This is a genomic window from Roseateles sp. FW305-36, assembly GCF_058787015.1.
Genome location: NZ_JBYSZK010000018.1, coordinates 38,186 through 57,853 on the forward strand (window position 1 = coordinate 38,186; position 19,668 = coordinate 57,853).

The 19,668-nt window shown below is 68.6% G+C and carries 13 protein-coding genes; 6 read left to right on the forward strand and 7 right to left on the reverse strand.

The window, feature by feature from the left end; translation table 11 throughout:
- The first annotated feature begins 4 nt into the window (after positions 1-4).
- Complete coding sequence (locus AC3WOE_RS25880) at positions 5-784, forward strand: FAD binding domain-containing protein (RefSeq protein ID WP_492694581.1); 780 nt, start codon at positions 5-7, stop codon at positions 782-784.
- Here the strand turns inward: AC3WOE_RS25880 and yidD are convergent, their stop codons facing one another.
- Complete coding sequence (gene yidD, locus AC3WOE_RS25885; protein WP_492694583.1) at positions 785-1,234, reverse strand: membrane protein insertion efficiency factor YidD; 450 nt, start codon at positions 1,232-1,234, stop codon at positions 785-787.
- The gene (locus AC3WOE_RS25890; RefSeq protein ID WP_492694585.1) at positions 1,234-1,902 is read right to left on the reverse strand and encodes an alpha/beta hydrolase family protein; all 669 of its coding nucleotides are present in this window, start codon (positions 1,900-1,902) and stop codon (positions 1,234-1,236) included. Before AC3WOE_RS25890 ends, yidD begins: the two co-directional genes overlap by 1 nt.
- Before the next feature lie 63 nt (positions 1,903-1,965).
- Here AC3WOE_RS25890 and AC3WOE_RS25895 point away from each other — a divergent pair, with 63 nt between their 5' ends.
- The 4 genes from AC3WOE_RS25895 to AC3WOE_RS25910 all read left to right on the forward strand — a co-directional run bounded on the left by AC3WOE_RS25895 (position 1,966) and on the right by AC3WOE_RS25910 (position 10,424).
- On the forward strand, positions 1,966-2,511 hold the full coding sequence (locus AC3WOE_RS25895) for a (2Fe-2S)-binding protein (RefSeq protein WP_492694587.1): 546 nt from the start codon (positions 1,966-1,968) through the stop codon (positions 2,509-2,511).
- Positions 2,508-4,838, forward strand: a complete 2,331-nt coding sequence (locus AC3WOE_RS25900; RefSeq protein ID WP_492694589.1) for a xanthine dehydrogenase family protein molybdopterin-binding subunit — start codon at positions 2,508-2,510, stop codon at positions 4,836-4,838. The genes AC3WOE_RS25895 and AC3WOE_RS25900 overlap by 4 nt, the downstream gene beginning before the upstream one ends.
- 508 nt (positions 4,839-5,346) lie before the next feature.
- Positions 5,347-8,298 carry a TonB-dependent receptor domain-containing protein gene (locus AC3WOE_RS25905; protein WP_492694591.1) on the forward strand — a complete coding sequence of 984 codons (2,952 nt, stop codon included), beginning with the start codon at positions 5,347-5,349 and terminating at the stop codon, positions 8,296-8,298.
- Between the two features lie 65 nt (positions 8,299-8,363).
- Positions 8,364-10,424: an alpha/beta hydrolase family protein gene (locus AC3WOE_RS25910; RefSeq protein ID WP_492694593.1), complete on the forward strand. Its 2,061-nt coding sequence runs from the start codon at positions 8,364-8,366 to the stop codon at positions 10,422-10,424.
- Between the two features lie 112 nt (positions 10,425-10,536).
- Here AC3WOE_RS25910 and AC3WOE_RS25915 read toward each other — a convergent pair whose 3' ends face one another.
- From AC3WOE_RS25915 to AC3WOE_RS25930, 4 genes are read right to left on the reverse strand one after another with little or no spacing between them, the layout of a single operon-like run.
- The gene (locus AC3WOE_RS25915) at positions 10,537-11,250 is read right to left on the reverse strand and encodes a queuosine precursor transporter (protein ID WP_492694595.1); all 714 of its coding nucleotides are present in this window, start codon (positions 11,248-11,250) and stop codon (positions 10,537-10,539) included.
- A gap of 28 nt (positions 11,251-11,278) precedes the next feature.
- Complete coding sequence (locus tag AC3WOE_RS25920) at positions 11,279-14,578, reverse strand: PAS domain-containing hybrid sensor histidine kinase/response regulator (protein WP_492694597.1); 3,300 nt, start codon at positions 14,576-14,578, stop codon at positions 11,279-11,281.
- A gap of 2 nt (positions 14,579-14,580) precedes the next feature.
- Positions 14,581-15,384, reverse strand: a complete 804-nt coding sequence (gene pyrF / locus AC3WOE_RS25925) for an orotidine-5'-phosphate decarboxylase (protein WP_492694599.1) — start codon at positions 15,382-15,384, stop codon at positions 14,581-14,583.
- Positions 15,384-17,609 carry a putative bifunctional diguanylate cyclase/phosphodiesterase gene (locus AC3WOE_RS25930; RefSeq protein ID WP_492694601.1) on the reverse strand — a complete coding sequence of 742 codons (2,226 nt, stop codon included), beginning with the start codon at positions 17,607-17,609 and terminating at the stop codon, positions 15,384-15,386. The genes pyrF and AC3WOE_RS25930 overlap by 1 nt, the downstream gene beginning before the upstream one ends.
- A gap of 70 nt (positions 17,610-17,679) precedes the next feature.
- Here AC3WOE_RS25930 and AC3WOE_RS25935 point away from each other — a divergent pair, with 70 nt between their 5' ends.
- Positions 17,680-18,189 carry a GNAT family N-acetyltransferase gene (locus AC3WOE_RS25935; RefSeq protein WP_492694603.1) on the forward strand — a complete coding sequence of 170 codons (510 nt, stop codon included), beginning with the start codon at positions 17,680-17,682 and terminating at the stop codon, positions 18,187-18,189.
- Here AC3WOE_RS25935 and purB read toward each other — a convergent pair.
- On the reverse strand, positions 18,186-19,562 hold the full coding sequence (purB, locus tag AC3WOE_RS25940; protein WP_492694605.1) for an adenylosuccinate lyase: 1,377 nt from the start codon (positions 19,560-19,562) through the stop codon (positions 18,186-18,188). The two genes, AC3WOE_RS25935 and purB, sit on opposite strands and share 4 nt — an antisense overlap.
- Between the last annotated feature and the right edge of the window lie 106 nt (positions 19,563-19,668).

Below are 19,668 nucleotides of genomic sequence, written 5' to 3' on the forward strand. Positions count from 1 at the left end.
GGAGATGACGACGATGAACTACCAAGCCGCATCCTCCCTCGCCGCCGCCCGCCTCGGCGCGGACGACAAGTTCCTGGCCGGTGGCCAGTCCCTGCTCGGCGCCATCAAGCTCGGCCTGGCCACGCCCAGCGGCCTGGTCGACGTGAGGCGACTGCCCGAACTGCAGGGCATCAGCGTCGACGGCAAGGCCGTGCGCATCGGCGCGGCGACGACGCACGCGACCGTCGCCGCCTCGGCCGAAGTGCAGCGTGCCATTCCCGCACTGGCCGACCTCGCCGGCCGCATCGGCGACCGCCAGGTGCGCAATGCCGGCACCCTGGGCGGCAGCCTGGCCAACAACGATCCGGCCGCCTGCTACCCCGCCGCGACCCTGGGCCTGGGCGCCACCATTCACACGAATCAGCGCCAGATCGCCGCCGACGATTTCTTCCAGGGCCTGTTCACGACGGCCCTGCAGGACGGTGAGCTGATCACGGCCGTCAGCTTCCCCGTCCCGAAGTCAGCCGGCTGGCAGAAGTTCAAGCAGCCGGCCTCGCGCTTTTCGCTGGTGGGTGTGTTCGTCGCGCGCCTGGACGGCGGCGTGCGCGTGGCCGTCACCGGTGCCGGTCCGGGCGTGTTCCGCTGCAGCGAGCTGGAGGCCGCATTGACAAAGGACTGGAGCGCAGCGGCGGCAAGGGCGGTCAAGGTCAGCGCCGATGGGCTGAACACCGATCTGCACGGTACCGCGGCCTATCGCGCGGCGCTGATTCCGGAACTGGCCGCGCGGGCTGTCGCGGCCGCCTGATCAGGCATCGCGGCGGCGACTTCGGTCGCTGTCCGCGAGTTCGTCCCAGCGCGAACCCACGGGCTCGCCCCGCTTCCTGGCGGGCGGCTTGTCCTTGCGCTTGCGCTCCGGCCAGTCACAGCCGTCGCAACCATCACAGCCATCGAAAACATCGCAGGCGTCGCAGCCATCCCCTGGTGCATCGCAGCCTCCGACGTCGCAGTCCCCACGCTGCGCCGCCAGCGGCCTTGGCCCCGGCGGATGGAATTGCCGGTGCACCTCGCCGCAGCGCTTCAGCCGCTGGCGCAGCAGCACGACGCCGGTGAACAGCCCGTGGCGCCGGATGACCCGTGCGCCCAGCGTCGAACAGCTGGCACCGCCGGTGTGCGCCCGGTAGGCACAGCAAAAGCCCTTGTAGGGCGAAACATGGCGCTGGTACACGCCGATGGCAGCCAGGGCCAGCCTGCGCATCAGTCGGCGGGCCTTTCGGTCTCACGCGCGGCCACCACGGCTTCACGCCACAGCTTGGCCGGGATGAAGGTACGCAACTGCTCCATCGCCTTGTCGATCAGCGCCGGGTGCAGGCTGTGGTCGATGTGGGGCAGCAGGTCGGCCGTCACGTCGGCGCCGAGGTCGACCAGGGCCTGGGCCGCGTCGACGACATGGCGATAAGGGAAGCGCTGGTCGGCCAGGCCATGCAGCAGGTGCACGCAGACATCCTGCGGCGCATGCCCAGGTCGCGCCAGATAGCCGCCGGCAAAGGCCAGCACGCGACCCACCAGCTGGCTTTCAGCCTGCACGGCTTCCAGGGCCAGCAGGGCGCCGTCACCCACGCCGGCCAGGGCCACGCGCTGCCAGGGCAGGTCGAGCTTGCTGGCCTCCATGCGCAGACGGTCGACGAGGTGAGGCAGCGCGGCGTCGACCCCCTCGGGACTGGGCTCGGCGCCCGTCCACCAGCGACAGCGACCCTCGGCGTCGCGCAGCGGCGGATGCAGATTCAGCGTCAGCGCCTTGGGGTATTGGGCTTGCAGGGCCGCGGCCAGCGACGCCAGGGTGTCGGGGCCGTCGGGCGCGATGCCGCTGTCGGGCAGCAGGGCGAACAGCAGTTCAGGTGCTGTTGCATCTTGGGGGAAGCTCATGACTGTATTTTCGACCTTGGCCGCTATCCTGGGCTGCTGTTTCTCCCACCCGGGCCCGTCTCGATGGAACTGAAAGTCAACGGCCAGGCCATGACCCTGCCCGACATCGCCAGCGATCCGGCCATGCCGCTGCTCTGGGCGCTGCGCGACGGCCTCAACCTGACCGGCACCAAGTTCGGCTGCGGCATCGCGGCCTGCGGTGCCTGCACGGTGCATGTCGACGGCCAGGCCATGCGTTCCTGCGTGACGCCGCTGGGCGCCTGCCAGGGCAAGGCCATCACGACGATCGAAGGACTTAGGGCCCCCACGCCCGCGAGTACGCAGGCTGCCCCCCGAGGGGGCGCCGCCGGGCTTGGGAGCGGCCCGGCGCCCGGCGAGGGCGACAAGGACCATCCCCACGCCCTGCAGCTCGCCTGGCTGGCCGAGCAGGTACCCCAATGCGGCTATTGCCAGAGCGGCATGCTGATGGCCGCCGCCGCCCTGCTGGCGAAGAACAAGAGCCCCAGCGACGCCGACATCGACGCCGCGATGACCAATCTCTGCCGCTGCGGCACCTACCCGCGCGTGCGCGCGGCGATCAAGCAGGCCGCAAAAGGTCTGAAGAAATGAAGCGCCGCACGCTGCTGCTGACCGGCGCCGGCGCACTGGGCGCACTCATCGTGGGCTGGGGCGCCATGCCACCGCGCTCGCGCCTGGGCGATGCCCACACCTTGCCAACGGTGGACGGCCAGGTGGGGCTGAACGGCTGGATCAAGATCGCCAGCGACGGCACGGTGCTGCTGGCCATGAACCGCAGCGAAATGGGCCAGGGCGTGCATACGGCGTTGGCGCAACTGGTGGCCGAGGAGCTGGACGTGCCGCTGGGCCGCGTGCGCCTCACCGAGGCCGGCTTCGATGCCATCTACGGCAATATCGCGACCTTCCTCGGCAACGTCCCCTTCGGCCCGCGCGACCACGAGCGCAGCGTCTACAAGTTCTCCAACTGGATCACGGCCAAGGTCGGCCGCGAGCTGGGCCTGAACCTGACCGGCGGCTCCTCGTCCACTGCCGACGCCTGGGACACGCTGCGCCTGGCCGCCGCGACGGCCCGTGCCCAGCTGCTGGGCGCCGCGGCCCTGAAACACAAGCTGCCGGTGGACGAGCTGACGGTCAAGGACGGCAGCATCCGCCACGCCAGCGGGCCCTTGAGCCACTACGGTGAGCTGGCCGCCGAGGCCGCGCGGACGCCGCCGGGCGAGGTCAGGCTCAAGGACCGCAAGCAGTGGACGCAGATCGGCCAGGCCCTGCCGCGCAACGACCTGGCCGCCAAGGTCGACGGCAGCGCGCGCTTCGGCCTGGACGTGCGCCAGCAGGGCCAGGTGTTCGCCGCCATCCGCCACTGCCCGATGCTGGGCGGCGGCATCGGCCCGGCCAATGTCGACGCCGTGCGCGCCCGCCCCGGCGTGCTGCGTGTGGTGGCCCTGGGGCCCGTCGCCGGCTCGACGGCCGCCTACGCCGTCGTCGCCCGCACCACCTGGCATGCCCGCGAGGCCGCCCAGGCCCTGGACGTGGCCTGGCAGGATCCGCCCAACGGCCGCCTCGACTCCAGGGCCGTCATGGCCTCCCTGGAGGCCGAGGCGCGCCGCGCCCATGAGGCCGGTGGCGGCTTCGCCTTCCTGAAGCAGGGCGATGCGGCCGGCGCCCTGGCCGGCGCGGCGACCAAGCTGGAGGCGGTCTACAGCGCGCCTCATCTCGCTCACACCACCATGGAGCCGATGAACTGCACGGTGCAGGTGCTGGACGGCCGCGTCACCGTCTGGGCGCCGACCCAGGTGCCGGGCTTCGCGCGTGACGTGGCGGCGCGCATGGCGGGCGTACCGCCTGAAGCAGTGACGGTGCACGTGACCTATCTGGGCGGCGGCTTCGGCCGGCGCCTGGACGTCGACTTCATCGCCCAGGCCGTGCGCATCGCGATGGAGATGGGCGGGCTGCCGGTGCAGCTGGCCTGGTCGCGCGAGGAGGACATGACGCACGACTTCTACCGCCCGGCCGAAGTCGCCGTGCTGCAGGCCGGCCTGGATGCGCAGGGCCAGCCGGTGGCACTGGCCATCACCGGCGCGTCCGACGCCATCGTGCCGCGCTGGGCCGAACGCGTCATGCCCGGGCTGGCGCCGACCATCGACCTGCTCAACCGCAACGGCTTCCCTGACGGCCGCGCACCGGCCGCCCTGCTCAAGCGCGGCGACGCACCGGACAAGACGGCGTCGGAGGGCCTGTTCGAGCTGGCCTATGCCATCCCCAATGCGCGCATCGCCCACCAGTCGACGCGCAGCGGCGTGCCGGTGGGCATGTGGCGCGCCGTCGGCCATTCCCACCATGCCTTCTTCAAGGAAGGCTTCATCGACGAACTCGCCCATGCTGCCAAGGCCGACCCGGTGGACTACCGGATGAAGCTGCTGGAAGGCCTGCCGCGCCACCAGGCCGTGCTCAAGCGCGCCGCCGAGGCCGCCGGCTGGGGCCAGCCCCTGCCCGCGGGCACGGCGCGCGGCGTCGCCGTGCACGAGAGCTTCGGCAGCATCGTGGCCCAGGTGATCGAGGTGACGAAACAGGATGGGAGGCCGCGCGTGAAGCGCGTCGTCTGCGCCATCGACTGCGGCACCGTGGTCAACCCCGGCATCGTCGTGCGCCAGATGGAGAGCTGCATCGTCTTCGGCCTGACGGCGGCGCTGTGGGGTCGCATCGATATCGTCAATGGCGAAGTGCAGCAGAAGAGCTTCCCCGACCACCCGCTGATGACGATGGCGCAATGCCCCGTCATCGAGGCCCATCTGATGCCCGGAGACGGCCCGCCCACCGGCGTCGGCGAGCCCGGCCTGCCGCCGGTGGCGCCGGCCCTGGCCAATGCCTGGTTTGCGCTGACGGGCGAGCGGCGCCGCCACCTGCCGCTGCTCTCCTGAATCGTCCCGGCAGATATTGCCGGACAGACCGCCATACCCCCGCGGCATAACTGCCCGCGCATATTCGCCGGCGCAGCGCGCCCGGCCTCGCCCAAAGTCTTCCTGGTCAGTAATCAATCCTTCATCGGGAAACTCCGGCCCGACGTTTCGGCAGGTTTTCCTTCGCCAAGCTGACGGGTGTAAAGACTTGTATTGACATGTCTTTTGGCACGGGGTCGCCAGTTGCGAGCCAGTTCGCCCGAACGGCCAGACTGTTGGCCAGTTGCAACGAAACGCGTCAGAAACTGGCCATGTAAAGGGTTTGTTAAATACGGGATGACCCTAGATCAGCCTTCATCAAGCTGACCTGGGCAGCCCCCATCCCTAACATGAAGTTTCGAGCCTGATGGCCGCGCCCCCCCACCCGGGTGGCGCTGGGCTCGGAACACCCTTTGATGGACCATTTATGCCCACGCCTTTTTCCTCGTTCAACCCTGCCCGCAAACCCATTGCGCTCGCAGTTCTCGGTTTGATCCTCGCGCAGCATGCTGCCGCGCAACAAACCCCAGCCGCCGATAACAAGTCGACGACCGCTGCAGAAACTCCCGCCCCGAAGGCGGAGCCGCAAAAGCTGGAAACGGTCTTCGTCACCTCCGGCTCGCGCATCAAGCGCGACAACTACAGCACCGCGGCCCCCCTGCTGGTCGTGAAGTCGGAAGACGCCGCGCTGGCCGGCTACAGCTCCACCACCCAGATCCTGCAAGGCACGGCCGTCACCGGCGGCCAGGGCCAGGTCAACAACGCCTTTGGCGGCTACGTCACCGACGGCGGCCCGGGCGCCAACACCATCGGCCTGCGCGGCTTCGCCCCGACGCGTTCCCTGGTGCTGCTGAACGGCCGCCGCATGTCGCCCTCGGGCACGCGCGGCTCCGTCGGCGCAGCCGACCTGAACACCCTGCCCAATTCCATCGTCGACCGCATCGAGGTGCTGAAGGACGGCGCTTCGTCCATCTACGGCTCCGACGCCGTGGCCGGTGTGATCAACATCATCACCAAGAAGGACCTGACCTCCATCACCGTGGATGGCTCGATGTCCCGCACGGGTGACGGTGGCGCCAACACCTACAACTTCTCCGTTGCCGGTGGCTTCGTCACGGACCGTACGCGCTTCCTCGCCTCGTACAACTACAACGAGCTGAGCAGCATGACGCTGGCCCAGCGTGACTGGACCACCTGCAACACCGACTACCGCCGCACCAGCGTCAACGGCGTGGTGGGCGATTGGGGCAGCGGCGACACCATCGACCCGCTGACCGGCAAGCCCAAGTGCTACCCCATCACGGGCACGGGTTCCAACGGCGTGACCATCAACACCATCGGCACCAACACGATGGCCGGCGTCGGCGCCGTGGGCTCCACGGGCGGCACCTTCAACCGCTGGCGTCCCAACTCGGGCGTGACGACCGGCCTGGTGGGCTTCGAGGGCGTGGGCGGTGGCCAGACCACCAACACCAACATCCGCGACACCTTCGACCCGCGCACGCTGAACCGCACGCTGATCTCGCCGGTTCGCAACCACAACCTGTATGCACAGGGCGGCGTCGACCTGCAGGCCCTGGGTGATGCCGAGCTGTACTACGAACTGCTGCTGAACCGCCGCGAGTCCTCGCAGGTCGGCTATCGCCAGCTGTCGCTGGACTACATCAAGGGCAGCCCCCTGATCCCGTCCAACCTGGCCAGCAGCACCTTCTCGGGCCCGGTCAACACCAGCAACGGCAAGAACGTCGGCGTGCGTGCCTTCATCGGCTTCGGCAACGACAGCAGCAGCCAGACCGTGGACTTCGTGCGCACGGCCGTCGGCCTGCGCGGCGCCATCGCGGCCATCAACTGGGACTACGACGTCTCGTGGACCCACGCCGAAAGCCGTGGCGCCTACAACCAGCAGTCCTTCCTGACCGACCGCCTGGCCAACAGCCTGAACGTCGTCGCCAGCGGCAGCGGCTTCGCCTGCGCGAACGGCGCCGCCGACTGCGTGGCCGCGCCCAAGCTGACGTCCGCCGTCATCGGCGGCCAGCTGCCGCAAGCCTGGGTCGACTACGTCTGGCAGAACGTCACGGGCCTGACCAAGTACAAGGAAGACGTCGTGACCGCTTCGGTCACCGGCTCGCTGTTCAAGCTGCCCTACGGTGACGTGAAGGGCGCCTTCGGCGCCGAGTTCCGCAGCAACAAGATCGACGACACGCCGTCGCTGGACTCGCAGAACAACAACCTCTACAACCTGACCTCGTCCACGCCGACGCGCGGCAGCGACAAGGCCACGGACTTCTTCGGCGAGCTGGAAATCCCGGTGCTGAAGAACGTGCCCCTGGCCAAGGAATTGACGCTGAACGCCTCCACGCGTTACGCCGACTACAAGTCCTACGGTTCGGATTCGACGTACAAGTTCGGCGCCGTCTGGTCTCCCGCCAGCTGGATCACGCTGCGCGGCACCAACGGCACGTCCTACCGTGCTCCGGCGCTGTATGAGCAGTTCCTGGGCGCCACGACCGGCTTCCTGAGCAGCGCCGGCGACCCCTGCAACAGCTGGGACGACCCCGCCAAGGCCGGCACGCCGCGCGCCATCAACTGCAAGTCCGAAGGTCTGCCCGCCGGTTACCAGGCCACGTCCAGCATCACCGTCGTCAACGCCGGCGGCCGTGCGGCCGGCCTGAAGGCCGAGACGTCCAAGAACGCCTCCTGGGGCATCGTGCTGCAGCCCTCGCTGCCGACGGGCTTCGGTTCGCTGTCGCTGGCTGTCGACCGCTTCGACCTGAAGGTGGACAACGGCGTGTCGCGCGCCGGCACCGCCAACATCCTGCAGCGCTGCTACGACAGCGTGGGCTTCCGTCAGGCGGGCGGCTTCTGCCGTCTGGTCGACGCCCGCAACCCCAGCTCCAACGCGCTGACGGTGAACGACAGCTACGTGAATCTGGCCACGGACATCGTCCGCGGCTTCGACTACACGGCCCAGTACGTCAACGAGATCGGCAGCGGCAAGCTGAAGATGGACCTGTCGCTGACGCAGTACAAGTCGCAGGCCAGCAAGCTGTTCGCCGAGGACGCGCTGGATGACAACAACGGCAACGTCGGCACGCCGAAGTGGTCCGGTCAGCTGGACGTCAAGTACACGCTGAAGAACTGGAGCGTCTTCTACGGCCTGGAGTGGATCGACAAGACGTCGAGCTACGACTACTACGGTGAAGACCCGGCGACCAGCCGCTTCAAGCTGGACACGCCGGCCTACTTCCTGCACTCGATGTCGCTGACCTACAGCGACACCGTGAGCAAGTGGAAGGCCACCCTGGGTGTTCGCAATCTGATGGACAAGAAGCCTCCGGTGATTTCCTCGGGCGTGTACAACCGCGTGGGCAATGCCCCCCTGTACAGCGGCTATGACTACATGGGTCGCCGCGTCTTCGTGAACGTCTCCAAGACCTTCTGATCGATCTGACGGTCTGATGCCCTGGCAACTGCGGTTGCCAGGGCTTTTCTTTAGGTGCAACACCCATGAAAACCTGCTTGAACAAGCTGGGCCGGCTGCTCACGATCGCAGCCGCCGCCGCCCTGGCCCACCCGGCCCTGGCCGCCGATGCGCCCCCCATCCGCGTCCCCACCATCGAGACGCTGGCGCAGTTCCCGGGCATGACCGGTTTCCGGATCTCGCCCGACGGCAAGCACATGATTGCCATCCAGAGCCAGGGCGACAACCGCAACATCCTGGTCTGGAAGCTGGCCGACCTCGCGGCCAAGCCGACCGTCATCGGCGCCAAGAACATGCAGATCAGCGGCGCCTCGTTCTTGAAGAACGACATGCTGCAGGTCACGATGATGCAGCCCTACGACTGGCGTGGGGACGAGATCACCAAGACCTTCATCTCCAAGCTGCTGTTCACCGACCTCGAGGGCAAGAACTGGATCGAGCCGACGGTGTCGAACGAGGCGCCCCGCTCCGAAGCGGCCAGGAAGGCCGCCGCGCTGGCCAACCCGACGGTGCTCAACCGGCTGCTGTCCGACCCCGACACCATCGTCATCCAGAGCGGCTCGCGCACCGAAGGCCGCGACATCTACCGCTACAACCTGCGCAGCGGCAAGGCCTCGCGCATCATGCGCCTGGGTGAGTGGGACAACACCGTGCGCGTGAACGGCACCGGCCAGCCCTGGGCCAAGTCGCGTGCCGGCATCGACGCGGAAGGCGCCTTCGTCGCCATCGATCTGCGCAATGCCGACGGTGATTGGGCCGAACACTTCCGCAGTTACGTGAAGAACCGCGACGTCGTCGACGTCGTCGCCTTGGGCAGCAAGCCGGGCACCGCCATCATCCGCAGCAACGTGGGTCGCGAGTTCACAGGCCTGTACGAGTACGACATCGCCACCCGCAAGGTCGGTACCGCGCTGTTCGAGCACAAATACTTCGACGCCACCGGCGTACGCTCCTTCCGCGACGACGACGCGCCGTCGAGCGAGGGCTTCGACGGCTACACCTTCGATGGGCAGCTGGGCGGCGATGAGCACTGGGAGAACCCCAAGATGGATGCGGCCGTGCGCGGCGTGGCGCAGGCCCTGGGCATCAAGGAGATCAACCAGGAACTCGTCGGTGTCGGCAACGGCGAGCGCGCGACGATCAAGGCTTTCGACGGTGTGCAGGTGCGCCTCATGGCCTACGTCGGCGGTGAGACGCCCACCTACCTGATCCGCGTCAGCGGCCTGGCGTATCCCACCGAGCACTATCTGCTGCGCGGCCAGAGCATCCAGCTGCTGGCCAAGGAGTACCCCGAGGTCGACAAGCGCGCGCTGGGCACGGCACGCTTCGTCTACTACAAGGCCCGCGACGGCCTGAACATCCCGGCCTACCTGAGCGTGCCCAACCCGCAGCTGTGCGGCCCGGGCCCCTACGCCACCGTCATCCATCCGCACGGCGGCCCGTGGGCGCGTGACACCATGGACTACGACCGCTCGGGCTGGGTGCCGCTGCTGGTGTCGCAGTGCCGCGCCGTGCTGCAGCCGCAGTTCCGCGGCTCGGCGGGCTGGGGCCGCACGCTCTGGTACGCCGGTGACCGCGAGTGGGGGCAGAAGATGCAGGACGACAAGGACGACGGCGCCAAGTGGCTGATCAGCGAGAAGCTGGCCGACCCCAAGCGCATCGCCATGTTCGGCTTCTCCTACGGCGGCTACTCGGCGTTTGCCGCGGCGGTACGGCCCAACGGGATCTACAAGTGCGCCATCGCCGGTGCCGGCGTGTCCGACATCGAGCGCATCGGTGCGCGCCTGTTCACCAACCCGTTCTTCCAGTCGGCCCAGGAGCCCACCATGCGGGGCCTGAACCCGCTCGCCAAGGCGGACAAGATCGAGATCCCGATCATGGTCTACCACGGTGACCGCGACCAGACCGTGCCGCTGATCCAGTCGGAACTCTTCGTCGACAAGGCCAAGGCCGCCGGCAAGCCCGTGGAATACCACGTGCTGACGGACTACGCCCACGGCCCGGCCTGGACGCGCAAGACCAACGCCGACCAGCTGAACCTGATCAGCAACTACCTGGCGTCGGGCTGCGGCAAGGGCGGCCTCTGATCGGCTGAGCCGATCGCGCAACAAAAAACGGCGGCCCGCGGGCCGCCGTTTCCGTTGCTGCCCGGCTTACAGGCAGCAGGGCGGCCGTCGCCTGCCCCTGTCTTGCGCCCCCTCAAACCTTGATCGAGAAGGGATTGAAGTTGGTGTCGCGGTCGTAGTGGTCTTCGCCCTCGGCGCGCTTCAGGAAGCTGACGACCTTGGCCGTCAGCGGGTACATGACGGCCTCCCAGATAGTCTTGAAGAGGTACTGGGTGACGATGACGGCGAACAGCTGGTCGTTGGGCCAGATGCCGTAGAAGGCGATCAGGAAGAAGACGCCGGTGTCGACCAGCTGGCCGACGACGGTGGAGCCGACGATGCGCGCCCACAGGTATTTGCCGGCCGTCGCGATCTTCATCTTGGCCAGCACGAAGCTGTTGGCGAAGCTGCCGCAGGCGAAGGCGATCATGGAACCGGCGACGATGCGCCAGGTGTTGCCGAAGACGGCGTCCAGGTGCGGTTGATAGGCCGCCATGAAGTCGTTCTGGGCCGGCGGCAGGTTGACGACGACGAAGGCCATGAAGGCCGAGAACACCAGGGCGCCGAAACCGGCCCAGACGACGCGGCGGTCGCGGCCATAGCCATAGACCTCGGTCAGGATGTCGCCAAAGATGTAGCTGATGGGAAAGAAGAACAGGTCGGCGCCGAAGGTGACCGTGCCGATGACGGGCAGGGTCAGCTGGGCCGCCTTGGCCGCGCCGATCAGGTTGGAGCACAGCAGCACGCAAACGAAGGCCGCCATGATCAAGTCGTAGTACTTGAAGCTGCGGGGTGCTGATGGGGTCATGGGCTCCTCCTGTTTGGAGCCGGCATTGTCAGCGCGGACTCGTCAGGCGCAACAGGGTCTGGTGCAGCTTGGGCGTGTCGATGGGCTTGGTCAGGAAGTCGTTCATGCCGGCCGCGAAGGCGTCGTCGCGCTCCGAGACCAGGGCCGCCGCCGTCAGCGCGACGATGGGCAGCTCGCCGGCCTTGAAGTGCTTGCGCAGTTCGCGGGTCGCGTCATGCCCACCCATGACGGGCATCTGCACGTCCATCAGCACGATGTCGAAGGGCTTGCCGACGCTGGCCGCCGCCAGCACCGCCTCGATGGCCTGGCGGCCGTCGCTGGCCTGAGCCACCTCCATGCCCCATTGCTCCAGCTGGGCCACGGCGATCAGCATGTTGACGGGATGGTCCTCGGCGATCAGCACGCGCCGGCCCTGCAGGGCGTCGTGGACATGGCTGCGGGTCTCGCGCGGCTGGTGGGCCATGGGCGCCGGCGCCGCAGGCAGGGGCAGTTCGGCCCAGAAGGCCGAGCCCTCGCCCGGCGCGCTGTTCAGGCCGACCTCGCCGCCCATCAGCGTGGCGAGCTCGCGGCAGATGGACAGGCCCAGGCCCGTGCCGCCAAAGCGGCGCGTCGTCGATTCGTCGGCCTGGGTGAAGGGCTGGAAGAGGCGGGCCTGCTGCTCGGGCGCGATGCCGGGGCCGGTGTCGCGCACCTCGATGTGCACCCACTCGCCGGCGCTGCCGCGGGCATTGGCCGGCAGGGCGCGCACGCTGACGGTGACGCCGCCGGTCTCGGTGAACTTCAGCGCATTGGTCAGGTAGTTGGACAGGATCTGGCGCGTGCGCAGCGGGTCGCCGAAGACCCAGCTCGGCAGGGCCGGGTCGATCTCGACGGCGAAGGTCAGGCCGCGCGCCTGGGCCAGCGTCAGATAGGCCAGGCGGATGGAAGCCAGCAGTTCGCGCAGCGAGAAGGGCTGGCTCTCCAGCGTCAGCCGGCCGGCCTCGATCTTGGACAGGTCGAGGATGTCGGAGATGAGCCCGGACAGGCTCTCCGCGCTGTCCATCATCTGGTTCAGGTAGTCGCGGCGCTGGGCCTCGGAGATGTCGGGCTGCTGGGCCAGACGGCCCAGGCCGAGCAGGCCGTTCAGCGGCGTGCGGATCTCGTGGCTGGTGTTGGCCAGGAAGGCGCTCTTGGCGCGGCTGGCGGCCTGGGCCTCGTCCTTGGCGTGGGCGAGCTGCTCCTCGACGCGCCGGCGCTCGGTGACGTCCTCGATGATCCAGATGGTGCCGCCGCGGCTGGGGTGGGCCGGGTCGACGGCCTGGGCCAGCAGGCGCGCCAGGAAGGTGGAGCCGTCACGGCGGCGCATGACGCGATCGGCCTCGACCTGCTGGCCGGCAGCCAGCTGCGGACCGAGGTCGCGGCCGACGGACTGCCAGTCCTCCACGCTGGGCCAGACGACGCTGCCATGCTGGCCGAGCAGGGCGCCGCGGTCCCAGCCGAACATGGCCTCGACGCGCGGGTTGGCCAGCACGAACTGCTGGTCACGCGTCAGCGCGATGCCGATGGAGGCGTTCTCGAGGATGGCGCCGTGCACGAGGCGAGTGCGCTCGCTCTCCGACACGTCACGCGCGTACAGCACCAGGTAGTTCTGGCCGTCCATCTCGAAGGGTGCGACCGACACCAGCATGGAGACGGCGCTGCCGTCCTTGCGGCGGAAGCTCACCGGCAGATTGCTGGCGATGCCGTCGCGATGGATGGCCTCGCGGATGGCGTTGCGATCGGCGGCGTTGTGCCAGATGCCGATCTCTTCGGCCGTGCGGCCCAGGATCTCGGCGCTGTTCCAGCCGCTGAGCTGCTCGAAGGCCTTGTTGACCATCGCGTAGCGGCCGCTCTCGGCCTCGGTCAGCGTGATGACGTCGGGGCTGGTCGCCACCAGATGCGACAACAGGCCCTCGCTGCGGCGCAGCGCATCCTGGGCGCGGCTCTGCTCGGTCTGGTCGGTGAAGAAGGTCAGCGTGGCCGGGCCGCTGGCGGTCTCGACGCGCACGCTGGTGGCCTGCACCAGGCGGCGGCGGCGCGACAGCGTGCGCAGCCGGTATTCGGCCATGGGCTGCATGGCGCCGGGGGCCATGCCCTCCAGGCGCGCGGCCTGCTGGCGGGCGGTCTCGTCGTCGCCCGGCTCGTAGTGGCTGAACAGGTCCTGGCCGATCATGCTGGAGCGCTGCGCATAGCCGAACATGGCCATGGCGGCGGGGTTGGCGTCGACGACGCGGCCCCAGCGGTGCAGCACCAGCGGCGAGGGTGAGCGGCGAAACAACTCGCGGTAGCGCGTCTCGGTGGCCTGCACGGTCTGCTCGGCGGCCACTTCGCCCGTCACGTCGCGGCCCACGCCCCAGTAGCCGCGGAAATTGCCCTGCGCATCGAAGCGCGGCTCGCCGCTGATGGAGACCCAGCGCGCGCTGCCGTCGATGCCGACGCGGCGCGCCACCATGCCGTGGAAAGGCCGGTGCGATTCGAGGTCGGCACGGTGGGCGTCGAGCTCGTCGTCGTTCAGGCCCATGCCGTCGAGTTCCCAGGGCGTCTTGCCGAGGCGGCACTTCAGGTCCAGGCCCGAGGCGCCGGGGCGCTCCTCGGCCACATGGGTGAAGCGGAACTCGCGGTCCATCTCCCAGTACCAGTCCACCGCCATGCCGAGCAGGCCACGGAAACGCGCCGTGCGCTCGTCGGCCTCGGCCAGCGAGCGCTTGACCATCTTCAGCAGGCCCAGGCCGGCGATCAGGCCCGAGCCCAGCAGGCTGAACTGGATGATGGCGCGCAGCAACAGGCTGGACGACGCCATGGGATGGGTCGCCCAGCCCAGCGCCTCGCCGGCACCCAGGCCGGCCAGGGCGACGGCACCCAGCGCGGTCAGCGCGACACCGGCGACAAGGCCCAGCAGGCCGGTGGCGAAGGCGATGACCAGGCTCATCAAGGGCAGGCTCAGCGACCACAGGCCCAGGTCGCGCGACACGGCAGCCGACACCGGCAGGGCCAGCACCAGGGCCATCATGCCCAACGCCATCAGCGGCTGCTCCTTGCGGCGCGGCGCCCGCGACAGCACGGCCAGGCGCAACAGGGCCAGGATCGAGATGACCAGCGACAGGACCGGCGGCAGCCAGCCATCCAGCCATTCATGCGGCTGGCGCGTCCACCAGAACAGCCCGGCCACCGGGATGAAGACCGGCGCGCAGGCCATCAGGAAGACCCGCGACGCCTGCCAGCGCATGCTGGTTTGCAAACGTTCCCGCTGCTGCTCGGGCGGTTCGGCGTGCCCGACGAGGCTGCTGAGGTCTTCGCCGGCGCGCGCCATGGTCAGGTCAGGGCCTGTCTGGTGGCGATGGCGACGGCGCGGGCGCGCTCGGCGAAGTCGGCGCCGCTGCTGGCGTAGAGGATGGCGCGCGAGGAATTGACGGCCAGGGGCGCGCTGCGACCGGCGGCCTGCACGACGGCGGCCGCGTCACCGCCCTGGGCACCGACGCCCGGCACCAGCAGCGGCAGGGTGGGCGCGAGTTCACGCACGCGGGCGATCTCGCCGGGATAGGTGGCGCCGACGACGAGGCCGAGCTGGCCGTTGCGGTTCCATTGCGTCTCGGCCAGGTGGGCCAGGTGCTCGAACAGGCGCGGCTGGCCGGGCACGTCGGCCAGGCGCTGCATCTGCCAGTCGTCGCCGCCCTTGTTGGAGGTGCGGCACAGCAGGATGGCACCCTTGCCTTCATAGGCGAGGTAAGGCTCGACGGAATCGAAGCCCATGAAGGGCGACAGGGTCACCGCATCGGCCTGGTAGCGGACGAAGGCCTCGCGGGCGTACTGCTCGGCCGTGGAGCCGATGTCGCCGCGCTTGGCATCGAGGATGACGGGGACGCCGGGCGCCACCTCGTGGATGTGCGAGATGAGGCGCTCGAGCTGGTCTTCGGCGCGATGGGCGGCGAAGTAGGCGATCTGCGGCTTGAAGGCGCAGACCAGGTCCTTGGTCGCGTCGACGATTGAACAGCAGAAGTCGTAGAACTTGCTCGCATCGCCGGCCCAGGCGCCCGGCAGCTTGCTCGGCTCGGGATCGAGGCCGACGCACAGGCGCGATTGGGGGGTCAGGGCTTGGAGCTGGGCAATGAAGGTCATCAGTAGGCGGAGATGGGAATGGTGCGGGCGAGCACGAATTCTGCAAAAGCTTCGGCCGGCAGCGGCCGGCTGAACAGATAGCCCTGCACGGCCTGGCAGCCCTGGCGGCGCAGGAAGGCCAGCTGGCCCTCGGTCTCGACGCCTTCGGCCAGGGTCTCCAGGCCCAGGGCGCCGGCCATGCGGATGACGGCGTCGACGATGGCGCGGTCTTCGGCATCGTCGGTCAGGTCGCGCACGAAGGACTGGTCGATCTTGAGCTTGCTGACCCTGAACTTCTTCAGATAGCTCAGCGAGGAATAGCCGGTGCCGAAGTCGTCGATGGACAGACGCACGCCGCGGGCATGCAGCTCGTTCATGACGGTGATGGCGACGGCCGGGTTGTCCATGGCGGCGCCTTCGGTCAGCTCCAGCTCCAGGCGGTCGGCGGCCATGCCGGTCTCGTCGAGCAGGCGGCCGACGAGTTCGGGCAGGTCGTCGTGGCGGAACTGCACGGCCGACAGGTTGACGGCCATGGTCAGCTCCGGCAGGCCGGCGCCGTCCCAGCGGCGCAGTTGCGAGAGCGCCTCACGCAGCACCCATTCACCGATGGGCAGGATGAGGCCGGAGGTCTCGGCGACGGGAATGAACTCGGCCGGCGACACCCAGCCCAGCTCGGGATGGTGCCAGCGCAGCAGGGCCTCGGCACCGACGATATGGCTCTCGCCGCCGGCATCCAGCGCGAACTGCGGCTGGTAGTGCAGGCTGAGCTGGTGGCGCTCCAGTGCGCGGCGCAGCGCGTTCTCCAGCTGCAGGGCGCGGGCCGACTGGGCCTGCATCTCGCTCGTGAAGAAGCGGTAGGCGTTGCGGCCGTCCTTCTTGGCCCGGTACATGGCCGCGTCGGCGCATTTGCACAGGGTGTCGAAGTCGTCGCCGTCGGTCGGGAACATCGCGATGCCCATCGACGGCGTGACGGTCAGTTCCTGCTGGTCGACCTGGAAGGGCGCGCTGGCCAGGGCCATCAGCTTGGTGGCCAGATGGGCCGCGCCGGCGATGTCGGTCAGCGGCAGCACCAGCACGAATTCGTCGCCGCCCATGCGGGCCACGGTGTCCTGCTCGCGCACGGCGCCGCGCAGGCGGCCGGCGAGCTGATTCAGCAGCGAGTCGCCGACGCGGTGGCCGAGGGAATCGTTGACGTTCTTGAAGTGGTCCAGGTCCAGGAAGAGCACGGCCAGCGGCTCGTCGCCGCGGCGGGCGATGTCGATGGCCTGGCTGGCGCGATCGGCCAGCAGATGGCGGTTGGGCAGGCCGGTCAGGCCGTCGAACAGGGCCAGGCGCTCGGCGCGGGCCTCGGCGGCCTGCTGCTCGGCCACCTTGAGCTCCAAGGCCGCGACGGTCTGGCTGAGCTGCTGGGTGCGCTGCTCGACCAGGGCTTCGAGCTGGGCCTTGGCCTGCACCAGTTCCAGCTCGGCCTGCTTGCGAGCCGTGATGTCCTGGGTGATCCAGATCGAGCCGCGCGACAGGTCGCTGCGGTCGATGGCCTTGCTGCGCACCTCGCAGTAGATGGACGTGCCGTCCTTTCGGCCCAGCAGCATCTCGGCATGGAAGGAGTCGCCGCGCGACAGCGGCTCGTAGCAGAGGTCGCCGGCCGCCTTCCAGTCCTCGTCGGTCAGGTACCAGGCACGCGACAGCTGGCCGTCGAGCTCGCCGGGCCCATAGCCGAACAGCTGTTCGAAGGCACGGTTGCAGCGCGTCACGCGGCGGCCGCGCAGGAAGACGATGCCGACCATGGCGTGGTCGAAGATCAGCTGCTGCTCGGCATGCAGGTCGGACAGCGCCGCATCGGCCTGCTTGCGCTCGCTGATGTCGTCGACGATCCAGATCGAGCCGTCGGCCGGATCCTCGGCATTGATGAGGCGACCAGTCAGGTGGGCCCAGAACAGCTCGCCGTTCTGGCGCCGCATCATCTGCTCGCCGCGGAAGGTCTCGCCGATGGACAGCACCGGATAGGCCCGGGCGCCCAGGCCGCGGGCCTCCTGCTCGGATTCGTAGAGATCGTGGCTGCTCTTGCCGATGGCCGCTTCCGGGCTGTCGAAGCCGTAGATCTCGGCGTAGCGCTGGTTGCAGCGCACCAGCGTGCGCGCCTTGACGAAGACCACGCCGACGCCCGCATTCGCCAGGATGACATCCAGCTCGCGCAAAGCCTGGCTGAGCGCGGGGTTGTCGCTGGTGTCGGGCGCGAGGCTCATGAAGCGTTTATGAGGCGGTGGTCTGGCAGCTTGACGGGGAGCGGAGCATGACCGGTTATTGTCTGGTCTCATGCATATCCTGGATACCGAACGCCTGTCGCTGCGTGAATTCACACCGCTTGACGCCCCCTTCCTGCTGCGCCTCGTCAACGAACCCGGCTGGATCCGCAACATCAACGACCCCGGCGTGCGCAGCGTCGAGGAAGCCCTGACCTGGGCCGAGGGCCGGCTCTTCAAGGCCTACCGAGAACTAGGTCACGGCTTCTGGGCCCTGGAGCGCCGCGCCGACGGCGTGCTGGTCGGCATGTGCGGCCTGTTCAAGCGTCCGGCCCTGCCCGAGCCCGACCTGGGCTACGCCCTCCTGGCCGAGCACGAGGGCCAGGGCTATGCGCTGGAGGCGGCGCGGGCCTGCGTGGCCCATGCCAAGACGGCCCTGGGCTGGACGACGCTGATGGCCATCACGGCCGTCGACAACACGCCCAGCGTGGCCCTGCTGGGCAAGCTGGGCTTTGTCGAAGGGGAGCAGGAACAGCTCGAGGGCTACAGCGGGCCCTCTCGCGTCTTCAGACTCTCGCTCTAGACCTTTTTAGCCAGTTCCGTCGCCAAGCCGGTGTAGGAACCCGGCGTCATCTTCAGCAGACGCGCCTTCTCGGCCTTCGGGAGGTCCAGGCCCTCGATGAAGGCACGGAGGGACTCCTGGGTGATGGCCTTGCCGCGGGTCAGCTCCTTGAGCTGCTCGTAGGGGTTGGGCAGGCCGTAGCGGCGCATGACGGTCTGGATGGGCTCGGCCAGCACTTCCCAGGCGGCATCGAGGTCGTCGGCCAGCGCAGCCTCGTTCAGCTCGAGCTTGCCCAGGCCCTTGGCCAGGGAGTCGTAGCCCAGCAGTGCATAGCCCAGGCCCACGCCCATATTGCGCAGCACGGTGGAGTCGGTCAGGTCGCGCTGCCAGCGGCTGACGGGCAGCTTCTGGCTCAGATGCGTCAGCACGGCGCTGGCCAGGCCGAAGTTGCCTTCCGCGTTCTCGAAGTCGATGGGGTTGACCTTGTGCGGCATCGTCGAGCTGCCGATCTCGCCGGCCTTGGTCTTCTGCTTGAAGTAGCCCAGCGAGATATAGCCCCAGACGTCGCGCGACCAGTCGATCAGGATGGTGTTGGCACGCGTGAAGGCATCGAACAGCTCGGCCATGTAGTCATGCGGCTCGATCTGGATCGTGTAGGGGTTGAAGCTCAGCTTGAGCTGCTTCTCGATGACGCCCTTGGAGAACTTCTCCCAGTCATGCTTGGGCCAGGCCGACAGATGGGCGTTGAAGTTGCCGACGGCGCCGTTCATCTTGGCCAGGGGCTTGACGGCAGCGATGCGGGCGCGGGCCGTGACCAGTCGGGCCACGACGTTGGCGATCTCCTTGCCCACCGTCGTCGGGCTGGCCGTCTGGCCGTGGGTGCGGCTCAGCATGGGCGTGGCCGCGAACTGGTGGGCCATCTTGCGCAGCGTGGCGACGATGCCGTCCAGGGCCGGCAGCATGACCTCGTCGCGGGCCGCCTTCAGCATCAGCGCGTGGCTGGTGTTGTTGATGTCCTCGCTGGTGCAGGCGAAGTGCACGAACTCGGACGCGGCCAGCAGTTCGGGCTGGCCTTCGAAGCTGCGCTTGATCCAGTACTCGACGGCCTTGACGTCGTGGTTGGTCGTGCGCTCGATGGCCTTGATCTCCTCGGCATCGGCTTCGGAGAACTTCTTGACGAGGCGGCGCAGGCGCGAGCGCGCGGCGCTGGACAGCGGCTTGAATTCCTTGAAGCCGGCGTCGCTCAGCGCGATGAACCACTCGACCTCGACCTGCACGCGGCGGTGCATCAGACCGTACTCGGACAGCAGGGGACGCAGCGCGGCCACCTTGGCGGCATAGCGGCCGTCCAGCGGCGAGAGGGCGCTGATCGGGTTGAAGTCGGTCGTGGTCATGGCGGGCCGGCGGATCGTGGAAAACCCGCAATTCTAGGGAGGGTCTGCGAGGCCGCGGCCTGTCTCTTATACACATCTCCGAGCCCACGAGACACTAGCGCTAATC